Source organism: Leptospira ryugenii (genome assembly GCF_003114855.1).
GTDB classification, from domain to species: Bacteria; Spirochaetota; Leptospiria; order Leptospirales; family Leptospiraceae; genus Leptospira_A; species Leptospira_A ryugenii.
Genome location: NZ_BFBB01000002.1, coordinates 456,752 through 482,066 on the forward strand (window position 1 = coordinate 456,752; position 25,315 = coordinate 482,066).

Below are 25,315 nucleotides of genomic sequence, written 5' to 3' on the forward strand. Positions count from 1 at the left end.
GTATCGTTACAAGGAAGTAACTCATGAGACAATTTAGCATTTTAGGCAATTTAGCCGAAACGGATGAATTCGGTCCAGATCCTGTACTTTTGCGGAAGCGCGGGATGTCGGATACCATTGAAAAGAAATTCAGAAATTATAAAAAGAAAGTGAATGATCCAGCTTATATGGATTACGCGATCAATAAGATTGCCATGGAAATTTCTCATTTCATTTCAAAATAATCAACGTAACGATTCCAGCAAAAGTGAATTTCGAAAGTAAACGGCAGCTTCATCCTTATGTTCCACACGGATCTCAAGAGAAAGATGAAAGTCTGCAATTGTACGCGCTAATTCATAAAAATTATTTTTTTGTCGCAAAGAAAGAAAGGAATGGAGTGGGTCAGTCTCATCCACATAAAGTTCGCGTTTTTGGTAAACATTCCTCTCTTTCTTAAGTCTCTGCCTTCTAAAAAAACTAGCTTCTTTTAAAGCATCAAAGATCCGCTGTCGGTGGATGGAAACATTTCTCAGGTCCGCATGGTCAAAAAGGGAAATGTGTAAAGTGATGCGATCCCAAAATGGACCACTGATCTTTCTAAGATACTCTCTAATCTGACGATTGGAACAAGAGCATCTTTTTCTCCCTTGGAAATAGCCGCACGGGCAGGGGTTGCATGCGGCCATCACTAAAAAGTTAGCTGGCAGGCTGCGACTCGATTCCAAACGATTGATTTCGATTTTCCTTTCTTCCATCGGCTCGCGGATGGCATCTAAAACTTTTGATTTAAATTCGGTTAGCTCATCCAAGAATAAAATCCCACCATTTGCCTTAGAAATTTCGCCTTCCTGGACAGGGCGACCACCCCCTACAAGTGCCTGCTCTGTAATGGAATGGTGTGGTGACCGAAAAGGGCGACTTGGGATTTGCGCATTTTGGGGTTGGAAGTCTTTATCTAAAAAGAACTGCATCCAAGGAAACTCTTCTGGATACCAAGGAAGCTGCATATCTTTCATAAGTTTGATCAGCATCGATTTCCCTGTGCCAGGATTGCCCACAAGTAGGCTATGGTGGTTTCCTAAGATAGCATAGAGCAATCCTTGGAATGCACGGGCTTGTGCTGTGGTGAGTAAGACTTTTTCCCATTGGCAAGGCTCTTCTTTAGAGAGGAATACTGGCTCCTCAAACACAGTCTTTCGAGGAAGGTCTAATCTTAGCTCAGATAGATGGGAGATAAAGAGATACTCTGCTTTGGGCAATTGGTAATCTTTGGCAGACATAGGCAAAAGGAAGGTTTGTCCCTCGGGTAGATACCTAAAACTTGCCCATAGAAACCGCAAAAGATCCTCATGGCAGAGAACATCTCCTCTTAAATTGATTTGGCCGAGAGCAATACAGTTTTCCCAAGGATTAGCAGGCAATTGAGAGCTCGCGACAAGGATGGAGAGGGCTAGGGCAAGGTCTAAAAACGTGGAACCTTTTTGCCTATGGCTAGGTTCAATATTTGCCGTAATGGAGGCCAATGGAAACATAAAGCCAGACTGTAATAAGGCCAATGGGATTTTATCTTTTGCTTCTTTAATTTCTTGGGAAACCTTTCCTAAGATTTGAAAGTGGGGGAGACCTTTTCGAATTGCCAAGTCCACTCGAACCAAAAATACATCCTGGTGGTCTTGGGCAAGAGAGGGAATTCCCGAAAGTCCGATATTGGCTGAGAGTCCTTGCACATGAAAGAGGAGTTTTTTGCGATCTTATTGGTTCAAAAAAAAATTCGCTTTCCTTTTTAAGGACAGAATGGTGTCTTTTCCTAGAAATTCATTTGGATGGATTGGTGATTCGTCTTTTCATTGTTTTATTGCTAATTCTAAGCTCGCATTGTTCTCAAAGATTGATCGAGAAGGAAAAGTTACGCGAAATCAATGATTTTTACGATGACAAGGTTTTTTCCTTAAAAGAGGACTTGCGGGTTTCTGACTCAGAAGTTTGGAAAAAGGGAACGATGGTTCGGCTCTATGTGGAATCAACGCCCTCATTACTCAAATTGAAGATTTACCCTCTCACGGAATCTCGAGAAAGCTCTACAGGGAAATTGGCTGCATATCTAATCAATGATGATGTGAAAAAGAAGAAGTACAATCAGTCCGATGTGGAAGCATGGGTAAACCAAAAGTTTCTTCTGGCTGATCCGAAAAAAATAAAGATAAAAAAATAGTTCAGGTTTGGAATGCTAGCTTTGTTTCATTTTGCCCATACTTTGAGTAGGCCATGCTCAAGATTTTCACAACTTCTTTCCGATATTCACTCAGTGAAGGGATTCCTGACCATATCCAAGTGTTTGCTTGTTCTGTCTCTCGGGACAGCTCTGCAAGCAAATCCATTTCGTAAATTTGACGACGAAATACAGAGGTCCCATGCTTCTGCAGGGTCCAGCCCTTCCGTATTCCGCATCTTTTCTGTTTCGAGCGAAGAATCGGAAGTGTTACGTTTATTTGAACAAGGTATAAACCAACAATTAGAAGAGGAAGATGAATCGGTAGCCTCTTTGGACTTCCCTAAGTATATCGAAGTCTCGCCTGTAGTAAGCAACACGGTTGTCCATGAACCTGGGATTCTGATCAAAAAGTATGTGGTACAAAAGAAAGATACTTTAACTCGGATTGCAAAATCCTTTGCGACAGAAGTCGCAAAGATAAAAAAACACAATGCCCTCACTTCCAGTGCTTTGAAACTGGGGCAGACATTGGAAATTCCTGTCCAAGTGAAACAAGCGAGCGCATCCCGTGTGATCAAAAAGAAGCTCTTTATCCTTCCTGTTCCCCAAAGTAAAATTACGTCCAGATTTGGACGAAGGATCGATCCATTCAATAAATACAACCGAGTCTACCACACAGGATTGGATCTTGCTGCAAAGGTGGGCACTCCAGTCGTTTCGGCCGCAGAAGGCGAAGTGATCTTTACAGGGCGGAATGGTGGATATGGAAATTCGGTGATCATCCAACATAAGAATGGATACAAAACATTGTATGCCCATTGCTCTCAAATATTGGTGGAAGTAGGAGAGACTGTAAAGATGGGGCGTGTGATCGCAGCGGTTGGTAGAACAGGGACTGCAACAGGTGCTCATTTGCATTTTGAAGTTTTTCTGAATGGTAAGTTGATAAACCCGGAGACAGCTCTAAACCTTACAGAGAAGTTTGTTACAAAGTTACCAAAATCAGAGATTGCAGGTTTTTGATTGAGGTTGTTTCCGACGGGGAACGAACAAGATGAACGCTTTTCTCAACCAAATCCAAAATAATAAATTCCTGACTCTTATACCTCCTGTTTTCCTATTTTCCTTTTCATTGGCATATTTGTTTCGTTTGCTTCTCTTGCTCATCTTTAGCACTGAGACAGGCATCAATCTTTCTTCTCTTCCGAAACCAAAACTTGCCAAACAAGAGGTGATCCTTGCTGTCAATACATATGAGGATATGGTATCTGGCAATTTGATCCGTGGGGTTCTGTTTGATCCAAACCAGGCGCAGGCAGGAGACGCTCAGTCGAATGTAGACCCAGAAATTGCCCAAGACAATGGAGATGCCGACCAGTTACTCGTAACAGGTACCATTTCAGGCCATTGGTCTTTTGCTAGGGTAACGGTGCGCGAGAAGTCTGCCAATGATTCCGAAGAGTTCGCAATTGGCGAAATGGTCGCAGGTTACAAGGTTCAGGATATCCAACCACATTATGTGGTATTGAAGAAGGGTGGTCTCTCGCTGAAAGTGAACATTGGGGAAACTCCTGCACAAGCCAAGGAAAGGCTAAGGCCCAAAACAGAAACAGGTGAGGCAAGTCCACTTCCTTCCAGCCAAACGGTTCAAAAAGTCTTGTCTCGTGAGGATGTGAACCGCAAGCTAAAGGATCCGAATACCATCTATAAAAATGCTAGGTTTGGCCCACATCTTGTAGACGGTAAAATAGAAGGTTACAAACTCTATCAAGTTGCCAAAGACCATGTATTTTACTCCTTGGGCGCCCGCAGCGGAGATATTATCCGTCGGGTAAATGGAATGCCGCTGAATGAAACAGAAAAAATGTTAGAGATTTGGGGTTCCGTGAAACAAGCTTCTAAAATAACAGTAGATTTAGAAAGACAAGGCAAGATAATCACATATGAATTCATTATCCGGAATTAAAATGACACGCAGTTTTCTATCCATTGTCCTATTTCTTTCTCTCTATCTCTTTACTCTTCCGAAATATTCGGAAGATAAGGTTAAAAAATCAAAAAACATAGCAAACCAGGAGCCTGTTACCTTTACGGCCGATTGGCGGGATACTGAATTGAAAGATTTCCTCATGGGGATGAGTGCCATCATCAAAAAGAATATCTTAATCGATGATTCAGTCAAGGGACGGAAAGTTACGATCATCTCACAAAAGAGAATCAAAGTTGAAGACGCCTATCCTTTTATGAAGTCCGTCTTGGAATCCCAAGGCTTTGGTCTGATCGAAGAGAATGATCTCATCAAAGTTGTAAAAATCAAGGATGCACTTGCTAAATCGCCCATAGTTAGAATTGGGAAAGATCTAATTGCGGAAAATGAAATCGGATTAAATAAAACGGTCACACAGATTGTTCCTTTAGAATTTGCAAACGCTATGGAGCTGGAACCGATTTTGAAAAGGGTGACTTCCCCTGATACAGATATCATCATTCCTAAAAACCAGAACGCAATTTTGTTGTCTGGCTCATCTGCCGATATCAACAAACTACTAAAACTGATTGATAATTTAGATGTTAAAGCAGAAGGCCCTGGCGCGATATCTTCTGCTGGTGATATCCATATTTATACTTTAGAATATAATGAAGCAGAAAAATTAGCTGCCATATTGGTAAAGTTAGACATGCCTGAGCTTCCGACTCCGCCGCCGCAGGCGAATCCAGGCGGACCACCGCCAGAAGGTGGAGAAGCACCTAAAATATCTCCTCCGCCGCAACAGCCTCAACAACCCGTAAGGCCAGGCGGAAAACAAGAAAAGATTAAAGCTGTAGCACACAAAGAATCAAACTCTTTGATTGTAACAGCACTTCCACAAGAGTGGGAAGAGATCAAAAAAATCATCAAAGTATTAGATTCTCCCAGAAAACAAGTGTTGTTAGAGGTCTTGATTGTTGAATTAACCTCTACTGACTTAAATGACTTTGGAATTGATTGGCGCTACCAACAAATGGCCTACGGACAGTTTAACACGGGCTTGGCTTTGCAGGGTGGTGTGATCGACAAGAATGGTAGACCAACAAATGTTAACACACTCTCCGGATTCTCTCTTGGTTTTATCCAAAGAGGAGGGGAGCAGATTATCGGTATTTTAAATGCCAATTCAACCAATGAAAATTTCAATGTTTTGTCTGCTCCACAAATTCTTACCTTGGACAACCAAGAGGCAGAGATCAATGTTGGGCAAGATGTACCCGTGAGAACACAAAACCGAAATGCTGGTCTGGGTGGGGACAACGCAGTTACAGTCGCTAACTTTGAATACCGACCCACGGGTATAAAACTAAAATTCACTCCTCACATAAACAAAAACAATAAGATTACTTTAGATTTATACCAAGAGATTAAAAACGTAGCAGGGATTTCTTCAGAGGCAACAGGAGGAAACCCAACATTTAACAAACGCGATATCAAAACTACCATTGTCGTAGATAATATCCAAACCATTGTCATCGGTGGCTTATTATCCAATGATAAGCAAAAAAAAGTACAAAAAATTCCAATTTTAGGTGAGATTCCACTCATAGGAAATTTATTTCGTAGAACAACAAACCAAATGAGAAAGACAAACCTCATGGTTTTTTTAACACCGCATATTCTTGATGACCGAGATAAATCCGATCGAATGACGATCCAAAAGAAAAGTGAACAAGAAAGAATGTCTGAGGAACGAGAAAAGAAATTAAAATGAGAAAGAGCTTAGGTCAAAGTTTACTCGAAGATGGTATTCTTACTGCAAAAGATCTAGAGGATTTAACCAAACAACAAGAAAAATCAAACCTCCCTCTCACCCACATTATCCAAAAAAAAGGATTAGCCTCCGAAATAGATATTTTGAAGGCCTTATCAAAGTTGCATAAATTAGAATTTCTCGACAAATTAGAGTTTGTTGGGGATGATACAGTTTTTTCAAAAATACCGCTTAGGCTCATCCAAAGGTCAAAAATTGTTCCTTTTCATATCCATAAAAATAAAGTAAAGGTTGCAACATGCGACCCAAATGACCTACATCCTATGGATGATATCCGAGCCTTTTTGGGCGGATACGAAATAGAATTCGTTCTTTGTCCAGAACAAGAGATCATGCGTATCATCCATTCGCAGTTTGACAAAACGACTGCAGAAGCGAAGGAGATGATGGATGAGATGGACGGCTCGTTTGACGAGCTTAGCGATGCGTTTGAGAGTGATGCATTAGATCTTTCCAACGAAGCTCCTATCATCAAAATGGTGAACGTCATTCTCTCTCAGGCTGTTTCAGAGCGAGCATCAGATATTCATATTGAACCCTTTGAAAAAACCTTAATTGTTCGATATCGTGTAGATGGTATTCTACAAAAGGTGCTCTCTCCGCCAAAATCATATTTGGCGGGAATTTCAACACGAATAAAAATCATGTCTAATTTGAATATCGCTGAGAACCGTTTGCCTCAGGACGGAAGAATCAAACTCAGACTTGCTGGTAAGGACGTTGACATTCGAGTCTCCATCATTCCTTGTCAGTTTGGTGAAAGGATAGTCATGAGGCTTTTAAATAAAACGGACCAAAAGTATTCTATTAACACAATGGGCTTTCATGAATCCCTTTTGCAAAAATTTAAAGACCTTATATATAAACCCTACGGAATTATCCTGGTAACAGGTCCTACAGGCTCTGGAAAATCTACTACACTCTATTCTGCCCTTTCCGAAATCAATACAGAAGAAAGAAACATCATCACTTGTGAGGATCCTGTTGAATACCAAATCGATGGAATTTCACAAATGCAGATGAGTGAAAAAATTGGACTCACCTTTGCCGCAGGTCTCCGCTCTATTCTCCGGCAAGATCCGGATGTTGTGATGGTTGGAGAAATTCGGGACGAGGAAACTGCAAGGATTGCAATCCAGGCATCCTTGACTGGACACTTAGTATTTTCTACTCTTCACACCAATGATGCAGCAAGTGCGGTCACACGTTTGGCGGATATGGGCATTGAACCTTATCTCATTACCTCCACAGTGCTTGGTTTTATGGCACAACGTTTGGTACGCGTGATTTGCAAATCATGCAAAGAATCCTATAAGCCTACAGACAAAGAGCTTTCTGTTCTGGGGATACAAAGGAAAGAATTAAAAAATGGAGTATTGTACCGCGGAAGAGGATGTTCGGCGTGTTTGAATTCTGGGTATAAAGGCAGAACGGGAATCTATGAACTTTTAATCCTGGACGATGATGTTAAGAAGGCTGTATTGCAAGGAGCTGATGCGAATCGAATTAAAGAAATCGCATTGAAAAATGGACTACAGCCTCTACGGGATTACGGAAAACAAAAAGTGATAGAAGGAGTGACCACACCAGAAGAGGTCATTAGAGTCGCTTAATATGCCTCTGTTCACTTACGTTGCATTTAACAAAAAAGGAAAAGAAGAAAAAGGCATTGTTGATGCCAACAACGTACAAGCAGCAAGGAATAAACTAAAAAATAAAGGCCTCTATGTTCGGTCGATATCAGAAGACCGAGAAAAAGAGGAAAGAGAGCTTTTCCCATTTTTATCGCAATTGCTCTACCGTATCCCAAGGAAAGAAGTTGGCCTCTTTTGTAAAATGTTAGGAACCCTTCTTGGTGCAGGCATTCCCCTAGACAGATGCCTTTCATCGATTACAGAACAGGTTGATAATCTATACTTGAAAAAGGTTATCATTGCGATGCGTGCAGATATCACGGAAGGATTGTCCCTTTCTGAATCAATGAAAAAACATCCAACAGTATTTCCTGATCAATATCCATCTTTAATTTCGGTAGGAGAGTCAACAGGAAACTATGAAGATACATTGCATCGATTGGCCGAGTTGGAAGAAAAATCTGCTGAGCTGAAATCCAAGGTGCAAGTGGCGATGATTTATCCTATCATTATGGGAACACTATCTCTAGCTGTCTCTGTCTTTTTACTTGTTGTCGTCATCCCACAGATTGAACAACTTTTTGCTTCATTTAACGCGACTCTACCTTTGATTACGCGAATTGTTATTGGTTTGTCTTATTTTATTACCAATTACTGGTTGTTAATTCTCCTCGCTATTGTCATCAGTTCTTTGTTTTTTATGAGATGGAAAAATACTGAAGAAGGAAAAAAGGTTTGGGATCGCTTGCTTGTTCGTGTACCGGTAATCGGACCGCTTCTGAAGAAGGTTTTGGTTTCCAATTTTGCCCGAAACCTTTCTATCCTACTCGTCAATCGAGTTCCTCTCATTACATCTTTACATATTGTGTCAGATGTTGTTAACCATACCATTTTCAAAGAGGAAATTTCGGCAGCTATCGTCAAAATAAAAGAAGGGGGAAAACTTTCAGACTCCCTACAGGGTTCACAAATTCTCTCACAAATGGTTTTAGGTATGATTAGCGCAGGGGAAGCCTCTGATCAGGTTCCCCAGATGATGACAAAATTATCAGAAATTTATGAATCTGAAGTGGATACAGCAATAAAGTCTTTGACCCAGTCCTTAGAACCAATTATGATTTTGGTAATGGGTGGCATTATTTTTACCATCATGGCGGCGATTATGACGCCAATGTACAAACTCACACAAGAAATTCAAAATATGTAAGAGGATAGATCATGAAGTTGAAAGGAAACAAAAGAAAGTGGAAAGAAGGACTCACGTTAATTGAGTTAACAGTGGTTATTTTGATCATTGGTTCACTCATGGGAATCCTTTATGCCGGGTTTAAAAACTTTGGAAGCGGAAATGATAGTCAGGCAAAATTAAAGGTTCAAAACGACAGCCGCATTCTTGAAATCAAATTGCGTGAGTATTTTGACAAGTTTTCAAAATATCCAAGCGAAGAACAAGGTTTGAGAGCTCTTGTAGAAAGACCTGATGATGAAGATGTTGCAATGGATTATGAGCCTTTGATTAAAGATAAGTCAGTGTTAAAGGATCCGTGGGGAACTCCCTACCAGCTTAAATTCGATGACAATAACAATTACCAGATTCTAACTTTGGGTGCTGACAAGAAAGATGGAGGAGAAGGACGAAATAAAGATTTTAATATCTTAGATCCAGAGGAGTATCCAACAGCACTCAAATAGATGACAGCCTCCAGAGGACAGCTACGGAGATTCGGCAAGTTTCGGTCTGGTTTAACCTTGATCGAGCTTGTCATCGTTGTGGCTGTCATTGGGGTAATGATGGCTTTTTTGGCGGGATTGTTGAGAAACCTATGGGTTCCAACGAGTGAAGATGTCGCTCTGAAATTGTCGGAAGCATTCAAGTTTGGTTCTGAAAAGGCACAGCTCCTGAACCAAACTGTAGTTTTCAAATATGATTTTGAAAAAGCCGAATATCGATTCTTTCTTCTGAAAAGAGAAGAGGATGGTCTTGTTGAAGAGCCCATTCTCAGAAAGACAAGTCTTCCATTTTATGCGAAGATCGTTAAGGTACGGGACTTTGCAGGAAAGGTTCAGTATAAAGGAGAGTTAAAGTTATTTTTTTCTCCGCAAGGAACCACGACTGACTGTTTTCTTTATCTGGGTAACGAAAGCGAAATCAAAAAAACGATGCAGTTGTTCCGCTATTCAGGACGGATCAAAGTGTATCCAGGGGAATTTCTTTACGAAGATGAAGCAAACCAGTTACCCAAAGTTTCTTATGGATTGGATGAAAGAGATGAACAAGTGGATCAAAACACAAATTCTTCAAAACAAACACCAAGAAATCGTTAGGTTAGGTTTTACCCTCCTAGAAATCTCAATTGCGATGGCGATGGCGACATTCGCTATGACTTACACCTATACTATGATAGCTGATGGCCTGAAATACCAAAAAAAAGGTGTGCAATTGGCAAATGCAGTTCACCTAGCAAAGATCAAGATGGCTCAAGTTGACTCCTCTACGACAATGACATCTGATACTACCAAAGGACCTATCCCGGGTTTTCCAGGCTTTGAATTTGTCACGGAAATCAAAGAAGAGGAGATGGATCTACTCAAACTTGCCGGTGGACCAGATGCAGACAAACTTCGCAAAAAAGCACCAAAAGATTTGTTAGGTGATAAGGATGTCGGTCTGAGTGATCTGATGAAGGAAAGGGGAAACAAAAAATCATTTGAGACTGGTGGTATTCTAAAGGTTTTCCGAATCAAAGTTGAGATATCCTATCCTGAAGGATCCAAGAGAGAGACCTATACAGTTGAAACATTTCGTTCTACAAAATATTAAATTTATGCGCAAAGGTTTCACCTTAGTTGAGATTTCCATCGTCATCTTACTTCTTGGGATTACGATGACAGCGATGTTTACTGTATTTTATACCAGTAACTCGATGGCAAAAAAAGGAAGATCGGAAAAGGGTGCCAATCGTAGAGAAATTCTTTATGCAATTGAGAATATCCGTGGCTCCCTTGCCCGTACCTACTTCATCGACAACCAACGGAGGGTTTTGTTCGTTGGAAAGGCTGAGGGAGGGGGCGGTGAAAAAAACGATAGAATCGTGTTTTGTTCCTCAAATCCGAATTCGGAAGAAGAAGAGGCCGCTTCCGTACGCGAGGTTTCCTTTTTTTTGAGAAAAATGGAAAATCCAAAACGACCAGATCTTTTTTATCTCATTCGCCGAGAGGATGAGATGGTGGACAATTTTCCGACACAAGGTGGAATCGAACATATCCTCCTTGAAAATGTAAAGAGCTTTCAGTTAAAGTACTCAGAGCGAGGAGAAAAATGGGTGGATGATTGGAATTCTCGGACAACCAAAAAAATCCCCCGATTGATTCGCATTGAGATCGTTTCGTTAGTAGGTAATACGTTTTTAAAATATGAATCACTCGCGCATCCCGTTATTCTACATAAATAGGCGCAGACGATCTGGCTTTATGGTGCCCATCTTGATTTTAGCTTTGGGAACCGCATCGCTCTTCACCGCTTCTCGGTACTTCCAAGATGCCGCAACGGAATTCCAAATTGCAAGGACACAAGCCCAAGGCTTTCGGGCACATATGCTCGCAAAAGCTGGCTTTATGGGAGCTGTAGGTGCTCTTAAGAAAATCCCAGAAGAGGTCCTCTACCAATCAGGCCTAGCGATGGATCCACCTCCTATACCTCTCGGTGGTGGAGTGATTTACTATACAATGAGTCCTGAGGATGGAAAGATCAATGTAAATTCTCTTGTAAAGATCTATGATGACCAGCCAAACCAAAGATCCATCGAGATGATGACCCGCCTATTCTATCAGTTTGGTTTAAAACGTGAGATGATCTTTCCCTTAATCGATTGGATTGATGAGAATTCAACAGAGACTGGCGGAGGGGCCGAATCTTATTATTATACTAGGCTTAAGCCTCCGAGAAAAATCAAAAATGCGCCTTTCTACAGTCTGAGTGAAATTTTGGGAGTCAAAGGTTTTGACCGCGCCACAGTCTATGAATCACTTAAGCCTAAGGATTTTGATAAAAACAACTCAAAAGATTTTTTAACGCCTGAAGAGAGAGCACTTCGTTCCGATAAAGATTATGTACTATCAAATAATATCACTGCTTATCTACCTGCTGGTGACTCGTATGATGATCGTATAAATATTAATACCGCACCCTATTTTGTATTAATGTCTCTTTCAGATTTTATGACAAAGCAAGCTGCCATGAAGATACTGAAGCTAAAAGTCCAAAAAGGTGGCTATATCAAAGAATTGAAAGATTTGGAAAATGAACCTGAATTCCAAGTAAAAACTACAGGAGACCTAACTCTTTACAAAGAATTGGCAGGAGAGGGAACCGACGTATCAGGTGGACGTATTAAGACAAAAGGAGAAGTGTATAAAATTACTGGTGTGGGCATCATTAAAGATAAGATTACCAGAAGGGTGTCTGGATTATTTGATCTAACCAACAATCAGATGTTATATTATACGGAAGATTAAAATGCTCTCATTTGATCAGTATTTAGCAATCGATTATGGAAGCACTTTGCTAAAAGGAGTGTTGTTTAAAAAGGTTCTTGGGAAAGTAACGATTCTCCGCACCGAAACCCTTCCTGTTGTCCACTTAGACGAAGCAGAAGGAGATCCTTTCGAATACAATATTGTTAGGTTCATACAATCTTTTTTCCCAGAAGAAAACCGTTTTTTAATCAATTTAGGAATCCATAATTTATTTGTCAGAGATATTACTGTACCTCTCACTAACGAGAAAGCCATCCAAGAAGTATTGCCTTTTGAGATAGAAAATCTAGTCCCTTATCCCATAGAGGAATTAGAGGTGATCGGGAAAACGTGGCGAGTAGGAAAAGAAAATTCGGATGTTATATGTTTCAATGTACACCATTCCGAATTGCAGAGGGCACTACGCCCCTTTGCAAAAGGAGATTTGCAACTATCTTGCCTTTCATTGGATTCCTTTGTATTGTCGACTTTGGTCAGCAAACACTACAACCAATTGATAAAAGAAAGGTCTGTGATGCAAATTGATATAGGTGGAAAGTTTACCATTTTGAATATTGTTTCGGAAGGTAAACTCAGACATACGCGTCAAATTTACATTGGTGGAAATGAAATTACAGAGTATATTTCAAAACTATTGGGTATAGATGTTTCAGAAGCCGAATCCATCAAACAAAACATTCAGTTTTCTATTTTTTCTGACTCAGAAGAAATTGCAAAGATACAATCATTTTGCTCTAAATATGGAATTTCGTCATCACAGTTTAAATCATTAAAACAGACAATACTCTCAAAACTTGATTCATTAATGAATCAAATAGAAAATAGTATTTTTTCTCTATCCGAAATGGATAGACCCTCCTTGGTTCTTCTTTCTGGTGGAGGTAGTTTGTTTTGGGGACAATTGGAATGGATGCAGCAAAGATTCAATTTGCCAGTCAGTCGTTATGATTTTTTAGGGATCGAAGATTCAACGCTGGTCACAGCCATTGCTACGGGAATTCATTATGAATCTCGGAGTAAGGTAAATTTTTTATCCACTAATTTTGCAAAACGAATCAATTCTAATCGATTTCGGTTTAGTTCATTTCGTCCACATTTTATTCTCGTTGGAATTTCAATTATCCTGTTGCTTGGCGTTTTTGTGATCGGTATCGTTCTTGATAAACGAAAGATCAATGCAAACAAGAAAATCCTGCTAGAAAAATACCGTAATGGTATGGGCGGAGATATTGCAGAAGATGAAGATGTCATTCGTGTTGCGAGTGATCGTTTAAAAGCTGAAAAGAAAAAAACCGAGATATACAGACTATTCCTTTCTAAAGAGAGCATATTGGATCTCATGAATGAGGCAACGGAACAGTTTCCTGGCAATGATGCACTTCCATTTGTTTTGGATCAATTTAACTTCGAAGAAAATGAAATCCAAATCTATGGTCGAGTCAATGAATTTGGTGAAATTGGAACGATACAGGCCGCACTTGAAAAATCTGAAAAATTTACAAATGTTCAAGTTTTAAACAAAAGACTCATTACTGGCGTAAACAAATTCAAAGTCAGCTTTAAGATTAAGATGGATATTGTGATTCCCAAGGATGAAAACTAATGATTGATCGATTGAGTGACAGAGAAAGGATCATGTTGTTTGCCTCGGTGGCATTTGTAAGTCTACTTGGTATATTTGTAATTTTTTCTCTGTTTGCTGATATGCGTAATGCCCTTACAGAAGAAATTTATGAAACACGAAGCCAAGCCACGCAACTAGATCGTATAGTTCGTGAATTTAATTATTTAAGAAGCTTACAATCAGGTGGTAGCGAGGAAGACGTTAGCGTTATGTATTCCAAATTGGACCAAATCATGGTGCGGTACAATTTGAAAGATAAAGTGCAGACCATGAAAGATTCGAATACAGTGATTCGAAAGGATTATAACAAGATCACAATCGATATATCCTTTCGATCCGTATTACTTCAAGATGTCATAAAGATGATTTATGATATAGAAAAGAATAAACAAGTTCAGGCAAAAGTAGATTATCTCAGTTTTAGAAAACCTTTCGCGGAGAAAGAAGTGTACGACGTCAACATAAGAGTATCTTCTTACAATCGAATTGTAAAGGGGAAGTAGTTGTATGGAAAGAGAAAGTGAATTGAAAGATGAAGAGGATGAGTTTTTAGATGCAGAAACTCTACAGGAATCCTTATTGGATGAAGATGAATCTCTTGCGGAGGATGAGGAGATTGAAGAAGCCAAAAAACTCACGACTCAGAAAATCATTAGTTTAGTTGGTTTTGGTATTGCATCCTTTTTTATCTTCGTACTCTTTACCTTCCCTCTAGATGAAATGGTTCGGTCATTATTGGGTAGACTCTCAAAAGAAACCGGTATGACAATAGAGGCAAAAGAAATACATTTCCCTCTCTTAGGTAGAAAGTCTTTCGATGCGTTTTCTTTGCAGTTCAATAATGGGAATTTGCTAAAAGCGGAAGAATTAAGTGTCTCCGTATCCTTGTTGGGACTACTAGGACAACGTTGGGAGGGAGATACAGAAATTGGATTTTTCCGCTACGAAGGGAGTGAACTAGTCTTACAAATCAGATCTCTTAAATTTCCTCTTCGTTTGGCGATGTTAGATGAAAAAATATCCAAATGGGCAGGGGAAGGGGAGATAGAACTTGCAGGTGGAAAAATTTTAGAATCTATGGAAATCCCTCTGCTTGGAAGCCTAAAAGATACAGAATTGAAACGGGGTAGCCTTCAATTTAAGATCAGAGCAGGAAAGATGAGCATAGAAAAGGGAAATTTCGAAACCAATATGGCTCGATTCCAAATCCAAGGTGTTATCCGTCTTTCAGATGCCTTTGGGCTTTCGCAACTTGACCTTAAGGTTTGTGGGATATTGAATGAAAAATTTTCACAAGAAAGACCAGATATTGCTGGTTTAGCCACGCTCTTGCCCCAAGAAAATGGCCGCATCTGTGTGCCTGTGCGTGGGAGTATCAACGCTCCTAAGGTAGACCTACCCAATCTGAACCAGTTTGGTAATCCCAATATCCAAACTACCGAAGAAAAACCTGCTCAATAAGCATCTCAGCTTCTAAACAATCTTCCTTCCAAACTTCAGAAAGTTTGGAAGGAATTTGATTTTCCTTAGGAACAACCTGTCGTGGATCCGCAAGAGATACACTTTAAACACGATCCATTTCGTACCATCTGAAAGGATCCACATTCAGTGCAGGAGTCACCAGTATATCCCTTGATCCGTGCTTCGGCAATATTTCGTAGTGTCTCCGCTGAGGTCGCTGAGCCAGCGTTTGCCGGCCCTGTGGACACTGTTGCTAAAACAGGTTCTTTGCTAATGCTTGGTTTTTCAGCAAGGGCTGATTTCATAGAAAGAGGCGCAACTTGCAACGGTTTGTTGATTCCGTTGCCTTTAGGCTTTCCCTCTGTTTCTTCCTTCATCTCTGTCTTTCGACCTATCTCATCGGTTCTCAAATCATCAGGTGAAACTTGCGCAAGGTCATAACGGCCGAGATAAGTAATCGCCAATTCTCTGAAGATATAGTCGATCACCGAAGTAGACATTTTAATGTGTGGATTGCCAGAAACCATTCCATTTGGTTCAAATTTAAAGAAAGTAAAGGCTTCCACAAACTCTTCTAATGGAACACCATGTTGAAGTCCTAGAGAAATCGCGATGGCAAAGGCATTCATCAAAGATCGGAAAGCCGCACCTTCTTTATGCATATCTATGAAGATTTCTCCTAGCTGACCGTCTTCATATTCTCCCGTTCTCAAATAAACTTTATGGCCACCTACCATGGCTTTTTGGGTATAGCCAGCCCTACGGTGTGGCAACTTCCTTCTTTCCGATATGTATTTGTAGACTAGTTTCTCCGCTACTTCTGTTACCGTTTTTGCTCTTGGCTTTTCATTCGCCAATTCCTCTTCTTCCTCCTCTAAATTGCTAAACAGTTGGAAGACTGAATTTAGAGGTTGAGATAACTTGGATCCATCACGATACAGTGCGTTTGCTTTGATCATTACCTTCCAAGACATATGGTAAGCGTTTTTGATGTCCTCAATGCTTGCTTCCTCTGGAAGGTTGATGGTTTTAGAGATCGCACCTGATATAAATGGTTGAGCAGCAGCCATAAGTTTGATGTGCGATTGGTAGCTTAAGAATCGTTTGCCGTATTTGCCGCATTTATTTGCACAATCAAAAACAGGAAGATCTTTATCTTTAATGAATGGTGCATTTTCAATGGTCATCGTACCGCAAACATAGTCATTTGCTTGGCCAATTTCATCAGTACTGAAACCTAAGTGCTCCAGTAAATTAAAGCCTGCTTGGTTATATAGAGTAGGGTCTATACCTAAAGTTTTTGCAAAGAAATCCTCACCAAGAGTGTATTTGTTGAATGCAAATTGAATATCAAATACAAATGGAAGTTGTTTTTCTAACTTTTCGAGTACTTCTTCCGTAAATCCCTTTTCTCTCAATCGAGCTGTGCTTACACCTGGGGCTCCATTGAATGTTGCGTGACCTTTGCAATAGTTAACGATCGCATCTATTTCTGTTTGGTTGTAGCCTAATTTTTTCAAGGCCAAAGGAACAGATTGATTGATGATCTTAAAGTAGCCTCCACCTGCGAGTTTTTTGAATTTTACCAAGGCAAAATCAGGTTCGATTCCAGTAGTATCGCAATCCATGACAAGTCCAATGGTTCCAGTAGGAGCAATTACAGTGACTTGGGCATTTCGATAGCCATTTTTGATTCCGAGTTCTAGGGCACGGTCTGCGTCTTCTTTTGCTGCTTCTAAAAGATAACTTGGTAAGTAAGAGGGGTTAATTCCAATCGGAGTGATGGTCAATCCCTCGAATTCTTCTTTGGGAGCGTTGTAAGCTGCCTTCCTATGGTTTCGGATCACGCGTAACATATGTTCTTTGTTCTTTTCGTAACCTTGGAAAGTACCAAGTTCACCCGCCATCTCCGCAGAGGTTGCATAGGCAGTCATATGCATAATACATGTTATGGCACCAGTGACTGCCATTGCTTCTTGGCTATCATAAGGAATGCCCATGACCATAAGCAATGAACCTAAGTTTGCATACCCAAGTCCTAAAGTTCTGAACTTGTAGGAGAGTTCCGCAATTTCTCTGGATGGAAATTGTGCCATTAAGACAGAAATTTCAAGTATGATGGTCCAAATTTTATTCAGGTATCTGTAACTTTCTACATCGAAACTACCATCTTCCTTTAAGAATTTGATAAGGTTTGCAGAGGCTAAGTTACATGCTGTATTGTCCAAAAACATATACTCGGAACAAGGGTTAGACGCGTTGATATCGCCATCTTCAGGGCAGGTATGCCATTCATTGATTGTTGTATGGTATTGGGTTCCTGGGTCCGCTGAACTCCAGGCAGCATTGGCAATTTTCTCCCAGAGGTCACGTGCTCTTAGAGTCTTAGCTGGCTTCGGTTCTCTTCCTTCGCGTTTTGCTCTATCTTTTTCAGTTCGGTTGTAAAGAGAGTAGCTAAGGTCTTTCTCTACCGCTTCCATAAAATCATTTGTGATCCTAACGGAATTGTTGGAGTTTTGGCCAGATACAGTGTTGTAAGCCTCTGATTGCCAATCAGTGGTAAGCTCTTCGAATAGAATATCTTTGTATCCCTGTTTTGCTAAATCGATCACCCGTTTGATGTAATTATCTGGGATGTAAGACTTACGAGCCTTGCGTATTGCTTTCGCTAATATTTCATTGTGTTGAGGATCATATGCATTCTCTTCGCCTAAACTTCCTTTTGCGGAGACACAGGCAGTCATGATCTCATTTAAGAGTCGGTTATTGAGGATGGAACCGGTGACCAAAGAAGCCACTTTTTTCTCTTCTTGTACTTTCCAGTCGATAAACTCTTCAATATCGGGGTGGTCTAAATCCAAACAAACCATTTTGGCCGCTCGTCTAGTTGTCCCACCCGATTTGATCGCTCCCGCAGCTCGGTCGCCTATCTTTAAAAATGACATCAATCCGGAACTCTTTCCACCACCGCTAAGAGATTCATTGGCGGCTCGGATTTGAGAAAAATTTGTGCCTGTGCCAGAACCATATTTGAAAAGTCTTGCTTCCCGTACCCAAAGGTCCATGATACCACCCTCATTTACGAGGTCATCGTCTACGGATTGAATGAAACAAGCGTGAGGTTGTGGGTGTTCGTAAGAAGAGGCGGAGCGTACCAATTTACCAGACTTGGGATCTACATAATAGTGTCCTTGCGACTTGCCATCGATGCCATACGCCCAGTGCAAACCTGTGTTAAACCATTGAGGGGAATTTGGTGCAGCCATTTGGCTAGCCAGCATAAAGATAGTTTCTTCATAGAAGACGCGCGCACTATCTTCATCAGAGAAATACCCGTATTTGTAACCCCAATACGTCCAACAGCCCGCAAGACGGTGGAATACTTGTTTGGTATCAGTTTCTCCCACATAGCGATCTTCTGGATTTAAAGCAGATAATTTTTCTTCATCGGCAACGGAACGCTGCAACCATTCTGGGATGCCTTTTTCGGCTACTTTTTTTAGGTATTTAGGCACGCCCTTTCTACGAAAGTACTTTTGAGCGATGATGTCTGTCGCCACTTGGGACCAAAAATCTGGGACTTCCACTCCATTTGCTTCAAAAACAACGGAACCATCTGGATTGGTGATCCGTGAGTCTTTTTTTGTCCACAGAATGCCAGGATACAAACCTGAATTATCTTTTGTAAAATGCCGCGCTATCTTCATGCAAACCCCATCTCAAATTAGACATCTATATGATTCCCTAACCGGGACCGGTAGGGATTATGTCACAATGAAGGAAACTTTCTCTCTCCTCATTCTTTTTTTTGTTGTACCATTCTATTTTCAGTAAAAAAATCGGGTGGGAAAAATGCCATATTCACATTCATTTTCATTGACGGGAAAGGCTCTTTCTCTACCATGGCCAAAGATTCGAGTTTCCCCTTTAGCTCAGTCGGTAGAGCAAATGACTGTTAATCATTGGGTCGCTGGTTCGAGCCCAGCAGGGGGAGCCACGGATTCTTGAGTCTGTTCTGAACTGTGAGTAGGCCAGATTCTCCTCACTGAACCAAGTTACCCTTTCAAACTTTCCCCATGATACGATCTTTCTTTTGGCCAATCACTGCCTTTGCCTATCTATTCCTATGCTTTTTTCCCCTTAGTGGCTCGCTCTGTCCTGAACAGATCCTTCTTCTCGACGGAAATTCGGAAAACTCAAGGGGAGAGCTAAGTCTCTGGGAGAGAGAGGAGAAAGAATGGTATCGGATTGCCTTTGCAAATTCGGTCTGGATCGGATCACAGGGTTTGGTCCAAATGGACCAGAAACGGGAAGGCGATGGGAAGACACCAATCGGTATTTATCCCATAAAAAGGATCTACGCAAAGACAAGAGTCCAACATTTTTCGTTTCCGATATCCGTATTCACAAAGTCATCCCATTGGGATGGAGATCCCAATTCAAAGTCGTACAACCAGTTCCTTAGGCATCCCAAGAAAGGTGCTGTACGACTTTGGGATAGCCCGATCTATGCACTTTTTTTGGTCATTGAACACAATACAGAAAAAGCCAATCAGAAAGGCGCTGGCAGTATGCTCTTTGTCCACCCTTGGGAAGAACCGAGACCGACCTCCGGTTGCCTCGGGCTTCCTTTAGAGGATTGGAAAGAAATCGCAAAGCATTTAGATCCAAAACACAAACCCAAACTGATCATCCAAGAGAAAGAATCGCCACTATGGAGTCCTTACTCATGGCCAATCTCAGGCCAAGAGACTGCAGAGTGATGAGAGTCGATGCAGATCTGAAAAATCCATTACTTCCCATAATCAATCTTATGTCGCATTAGCTCGGAACTAGTTTTGCGAGTACTCGTAGATCCTTTACACGGTTTGATTCGTTCGATACTCTTCGGATACCATTATTGTTTCCTGGGAGCTTCCCGCCATTCTACCACATCCTTTGCATCCGCTTCGTCCAGGAAATGCCTTTGGTTTCCTTCTGTCGTAAAGGAGATGGAATGGATCCGTAGTTCGATAAGATCTGCACCAAAGGAGATTGGTCCGAGGGTACAGCGGTCCATCTTTCCTGGTGAAAGCCTGTTCGGTAGGACACAAAGGAGTTCAGGAGTCTTCTGTCCTTCAATGGGTATAATCTTTTTTTGAAAATCCAAGCCAAAGAAAAGGATTTTGACGGAGGCAATCGAGGTTTCTGGACTGATATTTCTCACTTGGATGGGAAAGATAAGGTTTCTTGGGTTTTTACCAACTGTTTTTCTGTCGATGTTGATAAACAAAGGAAAGCCTTTTTCAAGAGCTAACCTTTGTTTATCCGATTGTTTGATCTCTTCTGTTTGGCAAAATAAGACCGCAAATGTTAGGCTGAATCCGAGGAAAACTCTCAACATTCTATTATTTAAATGGAATGAGAATATTGGTTTTATCCCCCATCATATTCTGCGGAAGCTTTCCATCCCATTTCTCTATCCACAGCTTTTGTATCATTAAAGGTGTTAGTTGCTGGGATTCTAGTCTGATTTGGGCTGCAGTTCCTTCCGCCTTGGCTTTGTCTATCTTTGCCTGTGCAAGTGCTTCTCGCAATTCATTCTCTCGGCTTTCCGCTTTTTGGATGGCTTCAATTTTTGCATCTAAGGCCTGTTTGACTTTTTCTGGCAGACGCATGGTTCCAATCCAATACAATCGTTCCACTATGATGCCTTTTGGGATAAATTCATCTCGGATGGCAACAGTCGCTTTTTCAATGAGATCCACTCTTCCAGGTCCGTAGATCATATCAGAGGTCATAGCAGATGCCAGACGATTTAAACTATCTCGTACGGCTGTGCGTAGGACACTATCTGTAATTTCATCGATTCCTCTCCTGTAAGTTTGGAAGAGTATATTTGCTTTGGACGGGTCGATGCGGAACTGGATTCCGACATCAGCGTTCACCGTCAGGCCTTCTTTAGTTTGGATGTCTATGGACTCATTGGATTCAGAGTCTTCTTGGGAATCATAGGTCCAAACGTAAGTCTTAGTAAAAGTTGGGTAAAGATATAACTCTTCATTGATGCCAATCCAATAGCGACCGACACCCAATTCTTCTGAGTCTACACCTTTGTTCGATCCGAGCAAATAGACTTTCACTCCTATGTAGCCGGCGGGGACCTTTTGGCAGCCTATAAAGGCGAAGGAAATGAGAATAAGAATCAGTATCCCGGGTTTCCAATATCGTTTCATTGTCGGTCTTCCTTTTTTCGAAATTCAACCCATAGAATGAACGGAAACAGCCAAGAAGCAAGCAAAAGTACGAGACCTAATGCGACGTGTAGATTCGTTTCACTTGAAATCAATATGGGTAATTGATAAAGATAGAGATATCCGTATGCAAACGCAACGAGGATTCCGCAAAAAAGCCGAAACCGAAATAAAAACTTTTCCTTATCCTTGGGCATCCATCTCTTTTTTGGTTTAGATCCTCCTATCCTACAAACAAAAAAGTGAATCACTTTTATGAATTTACGAAAGGAGTAAGTGGTCTAATCATGGGAAATATCCAATGATACACCGATACTTAAGTGTACGGGAGACCTCCTCCCAGTATCAAAAACTGACCTTCAATCTATCTTCAGGAGCAATTCAATGACCTTGAGTCTATCCTTCTTTCAAACCTCTATAGGGAAGAAGATAATCATGGCAATTACCGGGTTCATCTGGTTTGGTTTCGTGGTTATGCATATGTTAGGAAATTTGCAAGTTTACCAGGGCGCAGAAAAACTTAACGCCTACGCTAAATTTCTAAAAGATTTGGGACCACTGTTATGGGTGGCAAGAATCGGACTTCTTGTAGCCTTCGTCGGGCACGTAGTTGTTGCTATCCAGCTAAAGCGGGAGAACAGCAATGCAAGACCTGTCTCGTATGCAAAGAATAGCACCATTCAGGCCTCTCTTGCTTCACGGACTATGATCTATAGTGGTCTATTGCTTTTGACTTTTTTGGTCTACCACCTTCTCCACTTTACTTTGGGCATTACAAACCCCGAACATTATACAAACGTCTACCAACTCAAAAACGGGGAAATGGTGCATGATGTATATGCGATGGTCATCCTTGGATTCCAACAAGCTCCCATTTCCATTGCCTACATCGTTTTTATGTTTTTCCTTGCACTGCATTTCTCTCATGCGCTCGGATCAATGTTTCAAAGTTTAGGGATCTTTGCTCCCAAACATAACCCAACAATCCAGAAGTTATCAAGTGCACTTGCACTCATTGTCTTTATCGGAAATAGCTCCATGCCCATATCAATACTTTTGGGCTTTGTGAAATAAGGAGCTAAAGGAGAAATTATGAAATTAGATTCAAAAATTCCATCAGGTCCACTTGAGCAGAAATGGGACAAACACAAGTCAGATATAAAACTTGTTAACCCTGCGAACAAACGTAAGTACAAAGTTATCATCATTGGTACAGGTCTAGCCGGTTCCTCTGCTGCTGCCTCTCTATCTGAACTCGGATACCAAGTCTCTGTTTTTTGTTTCCAAGACTCGCCTAGACGCGCACATTCGATTGCTGCACAAGGTGGTATCAATGCTGCCAAAAACTACCAAAATGATGGTGACTCCGTTTATCGCTTGTTTTATGATACTATCAAAGGTGGAGATTTCCGTGCAAGAGAAGCCAATGTCTATCGTTTGGCACAGGTTTCTACGAACATTATAGATCAGTGTGTAGCGCAAGGTGTTCCTTTCGCAAGAGAATATGGTGGCAATTTAGCGAACCGTTCCTTCGGAGGTGCTCAGGTCTCAAGGACTTTTTACGCAAAAGGCCAAACAGGACAACAGCTTTTGTTAGGTGCCTACTCTGCCCTAGAAAAACAAATCGCAAAAGGTGCAGTGAAAATGTATCCACGTACGGAAATGTTAGATGTGGTTCTCGTGGATGGGCATGCAAAAGGAGTGGTGGTCAGGGACTTAGTAACCGGTGAAATCAGCTCGCATGCGGCAGATGCGGTGATCCTTGCTTCTGGTGGATATGGAAATGTTTTTTATCTCTCTACAAATGCTAAAGGTTCCAATGTTACTGCAACATACCGAGCCTACAAAAAAGGTGCTCTGTTCGCGAACCCTTGTTATACGCAGATCCACCCTACTTGCATTCCGCAGTCAGGAGCCTATCAATCTAAACTCACCTTGATGTCTGAATCTCTCAGAAATGATGGACGAGTTTGGGTTCCTAAACAAAAAGGGGACCTTAGACCTCCACATGAAATTCCTGAATCTGAAAGAGACTACTACTTAGAAAGAAAATACCCTTCCTACGGAAACTTAGCCCCTAGAGATATCTCATCACGTTCAGCAAAAGAGGCTTGCGACCATGGTCTGGGTGTAGGCCCTCTTGTGGGTGATAAACGTTTAGGTGTCTACTTAGACTTTACGGATTCCATCAAACGATTAGGGGAAAAAGTGGTTGCGGATCGTTATGACAACCTCTTCCAAATGTATGAAAGAATCACAGGCGAAAATCCTTATAAGGTGCCAATGCGGATTTACCCTGCAGTTCACTATACCATGGGTGGTCTCTGGGTGGACTACAATCTGATGTCAACTATTCCTGGTTTACACGTGCTAGGTGAGGCAAATTTCTCTGACCACGGTGCGAACCGTCTTGGTGCTTCTGCTCTCATGCAGGGCCTTGCTGACGGATATTTTGTAATACCTTATACAATCGGGGATTATTTTGCTAGAGAGGGATTTAAAAACATTTCCACTGATAGACCGGAATTTAAAGAGGCGGAAGAGAAAGTAAAAGCACAAATTAACCAATTTTTAAATACAAATGGAAAGCGTACTCCGGATGACTTCCATCGTGAACTCGGTAAGATCATGTGGGATGAATGTGGAATGGCAAGAAACGAGTCTGGACTTAAAGGTGCGATCAAACGCATTTCCGAGATTCGCGAAGAGTTTAAAACAAACCTCAAAGTGACAGGTGTGAACGGCGAGCTAAACCAAGAGATTGAGAAAGCTGGTCGAGTTGCCGACTTTTTAGAGTTTGGTGAGTTGATGTGTTTAGATGCATTGACTCGCGAAGAATCTTGTGGTGGTCACTTCAGAGAAGAATTCCAGACAGAAGATGGAGAAGCGAAAAGAAACGATGATAAATTCTGCCACGTTTCGGCATGGGCTTACCAAGGCGAAGGAAAAACGCCGGTAGAACAGAGAGAAGAACTTAACTTTGAAAATGTTCACCTTGCGGTGAGGAGCTATAAATAATGAAAACAATGAAGTTACATTTAAAAGTTTGGCGCCAAAAAAATGCATCTGACAAAGGCAAGATGGTCAGTTATGAAGCGGACAATGTGAACGAACATATGTCCTTTTTGGAGATGTTGGACGTTGTCAATGAAGGTTTAGTCCAAAAAGGAGAAGAGCCCATTGCATTCGACCACGACTGCCGAGAAGGGATTTGTGGTTCTTGTTCTATGGTGATCAATGGTGTTCCGCATGGACCAGAAAAGGGTACGACAACTTGCCAGCTGCACATGAGAAAGTTCAATGATGGGGATACAGTCTACATAGAACCATGGCGCGCAAAGGCATTTCCAGTCGTTAAAGATTTAGTGGTCGATCGTTCCGCTTTTGATCGTATCATCCAGGCAGGTGGTTATGTGTCTGTTAACACAGGAGGAGCTCCAGACGGAAATGCACTCCCTATCCCGAAAGTGGATGCTGATCTTGCAATGGATGCAGCAACTTGCATCGGCTGTGGTGCTTGTGTAGCCGCTTGTAAAAATGCATCCGCCATGCTCTTTGTTTCCGCAAAAGTTTCTCACTTAGCTCTACTCCCACAGGGCCAAGTTGAAAAGAAAGAACGGGTTCGGAAAATGGTGCAGGCAATGGATAAAGAAGGTTTCGGCAATTGCACAAACCAATACGAGTGTGAGGCTGCCTGTCCGAAAGAAATCTCTGTCAACTTCATCACAAGATTGAACCGAGAATTCATCGCAAGCTAATCCAAACCACAGACCCTTACCTCTTGTGTCTTAGGTACGAGAGGTAAGAGTTTTTCCAAAGAACAAAACCTT

23 protein-coding genes and 1 tRNA gene are annotated in these 25,315 nt (G+C 41.3%); 20 read left to right on the forward strand and 4 right to left on the reverse strand.

Annotated elements, in window-relative coordinates; all coding sequences use genetic code 11:
- Positions 1–23 precede the first annotated feature (23 nt).
- Positions 24–224 carry a hypothetical protein gene (locus DI060_RS02940; RefSeq protein WP_108973522.1) on the forward strand — a complete coding sequence of 67 codons (201 nt, stop codon included), beginning with the start codon at positions 24–26 and terminating at the stop codon, positions 222–224.
- On the opposite strand, the gene DI060_RS02945 is transcribed toward DI060_RS02940, so the two are convergent.
- Positions 225–1,709, reverse strand: a complete 1,485-nt coding sequence (locus tag DI060_RS02945; protein WP_108973524.1) for an ATP-binding protein — start codon at positions 1,707–1,709, stop codon at positions 225–227. It lies immediately after the preceding gene.
- A 104-nt stretch (positions 1,710–1,813) separates the two neighbouring features.
- On the opposite strand from DI060_RS02945, the gene DI060_RS02950 reads away from it, so the two are divergent.
- Genes DI060_RS02950 through gspN form a run of 14 tightly spaced genes read left to right on the forward strand, consistent with a single transcriptional unit; the run spans position 1,814 to position 15,252 of the window.
- Positions 1,814–2,194, forward strand: a complete 381-nt coding sequence (locus tag DI060_RS02950) for a type II secretion system-associated lipoprotein (protein WP_244594251.1) — start codon at positions 1,814–1,816, stop codon at positions 2,192–2,194.
- A gap of 12 nt (positions 2,195–2,206) precedes the next feature.
- The gene (locus DI060_RS02955; protein ID WP_108973529.1) at positions 2,207–3,217 is read left to right on the forward strand and encodes a peptidoglycan DD-metalloendopeptidase family protein; all 1,011 of its coding nucleotides are present in this window, start codon (positions 2,207–2,209) and stop codon (positions 3,215–3,217) included.
- Between the two features lie 31 nt (positions 3,218–3,248).
- Positions 3,249–4,160, forward strand: a complete 912-nt coding sequence (locus tag DI060_RS02960; RefSeq protein WP_108973531.1) for a general secretion pathway protein GspC — start codon at positions 3,249–3,251, stop codon at positions 4,158–4,160.
- Complete coding sequence (gene gspD, locus DI060_RS02965; RefSeq protein WP_209451976.1) at positions 4,138–5,937, forward strand: type II secretion system secretin GspD; 1,800 nt, start codon at positions 4,138–4,140, stop codon at positions 5,935–5,937. Before DI060_RS02960 ends, gspD begins: the two co-directional genes overlap by 23 nt.
- Complete coding sequence (gspE, locus tag DI060_RS02970) at positions 5,934–7,610, forward strand: type II secretion system ATPase GspE (protein ID WP_108973533.1); 1,677 nt, start codon at positions 5,934–5,936, stop codon at positions 7,608–7,610. Before gspD ends, gspE begins: the two co-directional genes overlap by 4 nt.
- 1 nt (position 7,611) lies before the next feature.
- Positions 7,612–8,838, forward strand: a complete 1,227-nt coding sequence (locus DI060_RS02975) for a type II secretion system F family protein (RefSeq protein WP_108973535.1) — start codon at positions 7,612–7,614, stop codon at positions 8,836–8,838.
- An 11-nt stretch (positions 8,839–8,849) separates the two neighbouring features.
- Positions 8,850–9,323 (forward strand): type II secretion system protein GspG, encoded by a 474-nt coding sequence (locus tag DI060_RS02980; RefSeq protein ID WP_108973537.1) that lies wholly within the window; start codon positions 8,850–8,852, stop codon positions 9,321–9,323.
- Positions 9,324–9,956 carry a prepilin-type N-terminal cleavage/methylation domain-containing protein gene (locus tag DI060_RS02985; RefSeq protein ID WP_108973539.1) on the forward strand — a complete coding sequence of 211 codons (633 nt, stop codon included), beginning with the start codon at positions 9,324–9,326 and terminating at the stop codon, positions 9,954–9,956.
- Positions 9,901–10,452 carry a prepilin-type N-terminal cleavage/methylation domain-containing protein gene (locus DI060_RS02990; protein WP_108973541.1) on the forward strand — a complete coding sequence of 184 codons (552 nt, stop codon included), beginning with the start codon at positions 9,901–9,903 and terminating at the stop codon, positions 10,450–10,452. Before DI060_RS02985 ends, DI060_RS02990 begins: the two co-directional genes overlap by 56 nt.
- A 4-nt stretch (positions 10,453–10,456) precedes the next feature.
- Positions 10,457–11,083, forward strand: a complete 627-nt coding sequence (locus tag DI060_RS02995) for a type II secretion system protein GspJ (RefSeq protein ID WP_108973543.1) — start codon at positions 10,457–10,459, stop codon at positions 11,081–11,083.
- A gap of 19 nt (positions 11,084–11,102) precedes the next feature.
- Positions 11,103–12,146 (forward strand): type II secretion system minor pseudopilin, encoded by a 1,044-nt coding sequence (locus DI060_RS03000; protein WP_108973545.1) that lies wholly within the window; start codon positions 11,103–11,105, stop codon positions 12,144–12,146.
- Between the two features lies 1 nt (position 12,147).
- Entirely contained in the window at positions 12,148–13,770 is a 1,623-nt protein-coding gene (gene pilM, locus DI060_RS03005; RefSeq protein ID WP_108973547.1) for a pilus assembly protein PilM, read from the forward strand.
- Positions 13,770–14,294: a hypothetical protein gene (locus tag DI060_RS03010; RefSeq protein WP_108973550.1), complete on the forward strand. Its 525-nt coding sequence runs from the start codon at positions 13,770–13,772 to the stop codon at positions 14,292–14,294. The genes pilM and DI060_RS03010 overlap by 1 nt, the downstream gene beginning before the upstream one ends.
- A 4-nt stretch (positions 14,295–14,298) precedes the next feature.
- Positions 14,299–15,252 carry a type II secretion system protein GspN gene (gene gspN / locus DI060_RS03015; protein WP_108973552.1) on the forward strand — a complete coding sequence of 318 codons (954 nt, stop codon included), beginning with the start codon at positions 14,299–14,301 and terminating at the stop codon, positions 15,250–15,252.
- 65 nt (positions 15,253–15,317) lie between these two features.
- Here gspN and DI060_RS03020 read toward each other — a convergent pair whose 3' ends face one another.
- On the reverse strand, positions 15,318–18,959 hold the full coding sequence (locus DI060_RS03020) for a vitamin B12-dependent ribonucleotide reductase (protein WP_108973554.1): 3,642 nt from the start codon (positions 18,957–18,959) through the stop codon (positions 15,318–15,320).
- 214 nt (positions 18,960–19,173) lie between these two features.
- Here DI060_RS03020 and DI060_RS03025 point away from each other — a divergent pair.
- Together DI060_RS03025 and DI060_RS03030 are read left to right on the forward strand one after the other, a co-directional pair.
- Positions 19,174–19,249, forward strand: a tRNA-Asn gene (locus DI060_RS03025).
- A 79-nt stretch (positions 19,250–19,328) separates the two neighbouring features.
- Complete coding sequence (locus DI060_RS03030) at positions 19,329–20,015, forward strand: L,D-transpeptidase family protein (RefSeq protein WP_108973556.1); 687 nt, start codon at positions 19,329–19,331, stop codon at positions 20,013–20,015.
- Between the two features lie 134 nt (positions 20,016–20,149).
- Here DI060_RS03030 and DI060_RS03035 read toward each other — a convergent pair whose 3' ends face one another.
- Together DI060_RS03035 and DI060_RS03040 are read right to left on the reverse strand one after the other, a co-directional pair.
- The gene (locus DI060_RS03035; protein ID WP_108973558.1) at positions 20,150–20,635 is read right to left on the reverse strand and encodes a hypothetical protein; all 486 of its coding nucleotides are present in this window, start codon (positions 20,633–20,635) and stop codon (positions 20,150–20,152) included.
- Between the two features lie 4 nt (positions 20,636–20,639).
- The gene (locus tag DI060_RS03040; RefSeq protein WP_108973560.1) at positions 20,640–21,467 is read right to left on the reverse strand and encodes an SPFH domain-containing protein; all 828 of its coding nucleotides are present in this window, start codon (positions 21,465–21,467) and stop codon (positions 20,640–20,642) included.
- A gap of 402 nt (positions 21,468–21,869) precedes the next feature.
- Between DI060_RS03040 and DI060_RS03050 the strand changes: the two genes are divergently transcribed.
- Genes DI060_RS03050 through DI060_RS03060 form a run of 3 tightly spaced genes read left to right on the forward strand, consistent with a single transcriptional unit; the run spans position 21,870 to position 25,243 of the window.
- A complete protein-coding gene (locus tag DI060_RS03050) occupies positions 21,870–22,559 on the forward strand; it encodes a succinate dehydrogenase cytochrome b subunit (RefSeq protein ID WP_108973564.1) in 690 nt (229 codons plus the stop codon).
- A gap of 18 nt (positions 22,560–22,577) precedes the next feature.
- The gene (locus DI060_RS03055) at positions 22,578–24,503 is read left to right on the forward strand and encodes a fumarate reductase/succinate dehydrogenase flavoprotein subunit (RefSeq protein WP_108973567.1); all 1,926 of its coding nucleotides are present in this window, start codon (positions 22,578–22,580) and stop codon (positions 24,501–24,503) included.
- Between the two features lie 8 nt (positions 24,504–24,511).
- Entirely contained in the window at positions 24,512–25,243 is a 732-nt protein-coding gene (locus DI060_RS03060; RefSeq protein ID WP_167836910.1) for a succinate dehydrogenase/fumarate reductase iron-sulfur subunit, read from the forward strand.
- The last annotated feature ends 72 nt before the right edge of the window (positions 25,244–25,315 follow it).

Bases quoted from the DNA above. Each gene is read 5' to 3' on its own strand.
- DI060_RS02940 (WP_108973522.1), top strand. From the start codon at position 24: ATGAGACAATTTAGCATTTTAGGCAATTTAGCCGAAACGGATGAATTC.
- DI060_RS02955 (WP_108973529.1), top strand. From the start codon at position 2,207: ATGCTAGCTTTGTTTCATTTTGCCCATACTTTGAGTAGGCCATGCTCA.
- DI060_RS02960 (WP_108973531.1), top strand. From the start codon at position 3,249: ATGAACGCTTTTCTCAACCAAATCCAAAATAATAAATTCCTGACTCTT.
- gspD (WP_209451976.1), top strand. From the start codon at position 4,138: ATGAATTCATTATCCGGAATTAAAATGACACGCAGTTTTCTATCCATT.
- gspE (WP_108973533.1), top strand. From the start codon at position 5,934: ATGAGAAAGAGCTTAGGTCAAAGTTTACTCGAAGATGGTATTCTTACT.
- DI060_RS02975 (WP_108973535.1), top strand. From the start codon at position 7,612: ATGCCTCTGTTCACTTACGTTGCATTTAACAAAAAAGGAAAAGAAGAA.
- DI060_RS02980 (WP_108973537.1), top strand. From the start codon at position 8,850: ATGAAGTTGAAAGGAAACAAAAGAAAGTGGAAAGAAGGACTCACGTTA.
- DI060_RS02985 (WP_108973539.1), top strand. From the start codon at position 9,324: ATGACAGCCTCCAGAGGACAGCTACGGAGATTCGGCAAGTTTCGGTCT.
- DI060_RS02990 (WP_108973541.1), top strand. From the start codon at position 9,901: ATGAACAAGTGGATCAAAACACAAATTCTTCAAAACAAACACCAAGAA.
- DI060_RS02995 (WP_108973543.1), top strand. From the start codon at position 10,457: ATGCGCAAAGGTTTCACCTTAGTTGAGATTTCCATCGTCATCTTACTT.
- DI060_RS03000 (WP_108973545.1), top strand. From the start codon at position 11,103: ATGGTGCCCATCTTGATTTTAGCTTTGGGAACCGCATCGCTCTTCACC.
- pilM (WP_108973547.1), top strand. From the start codon at position 12,148: ATGCTCTCATTTGATCAGTATTTAGCAATCGATTATGGAAGCACTTTG.
- DI060_RS03010 (WP_108973550.1), top strand. From the start codon at position 13,770: ATGATTGATCGATTGAGTGACAGAGAAAGGATCATGTTGTTTGCCTCG.
- gspN (WP_108973552.1), top strand. From the start codon at position 14,299: ATGGAAAGAGAAAGTGAATTGAAAGATGAAGAGGATGAGTTTTTAGAT.
- DI060_RS03020 (WP_108973554.1), bottom strand. From the start codon at position 18,959: ATGAAGATAGCGCGGCATTTTACAAAAGATAATTCAGGTTTGTATCCT.
- DI060_RS03030 (WP_108973556.1), top strand. From the start codon at position 19,329: ATGATACGATCTTTCTTTTGGCCAATCACTGCCTTTGCCTATCTATTC.
- DI060_RS03035 (WP_108973558.1), bottom strand. From the start codon at position 20,635: ATGTTGAGAGTTTTCCTCGGATTCAGCCTAACATTTGCGGTCTTATTT.
- DI060_RS03040 (WP_108973560.1), bottom strand. From the start codon at position 21,467: ATGAAACGATATTGGAAACCCGGGATACTGATTCTTATTCTCATTTCC.
- DI060_RS03050 (WP_108973564.1), top strand. From the start codon at position 21,870: ATGACCTTGAGTCTATCCTTCTTTCAAACCTCTATAGGGAAGAAGATA.
- DI060_RS03055 (WP_108973567.1), top strand. From the start codon at position 22,578: ATGAAATTAGATTCAAAAATTCCATCAGGTCCACTTGAGCAGAAATGG.
- DI060_RS03060 (WP_167836910.1), top strand. From the start codon at position 24,512: ATGAAGTTACATTTAAAAGTTTGGCGCCAAAAAAATGCATCTGACAAA.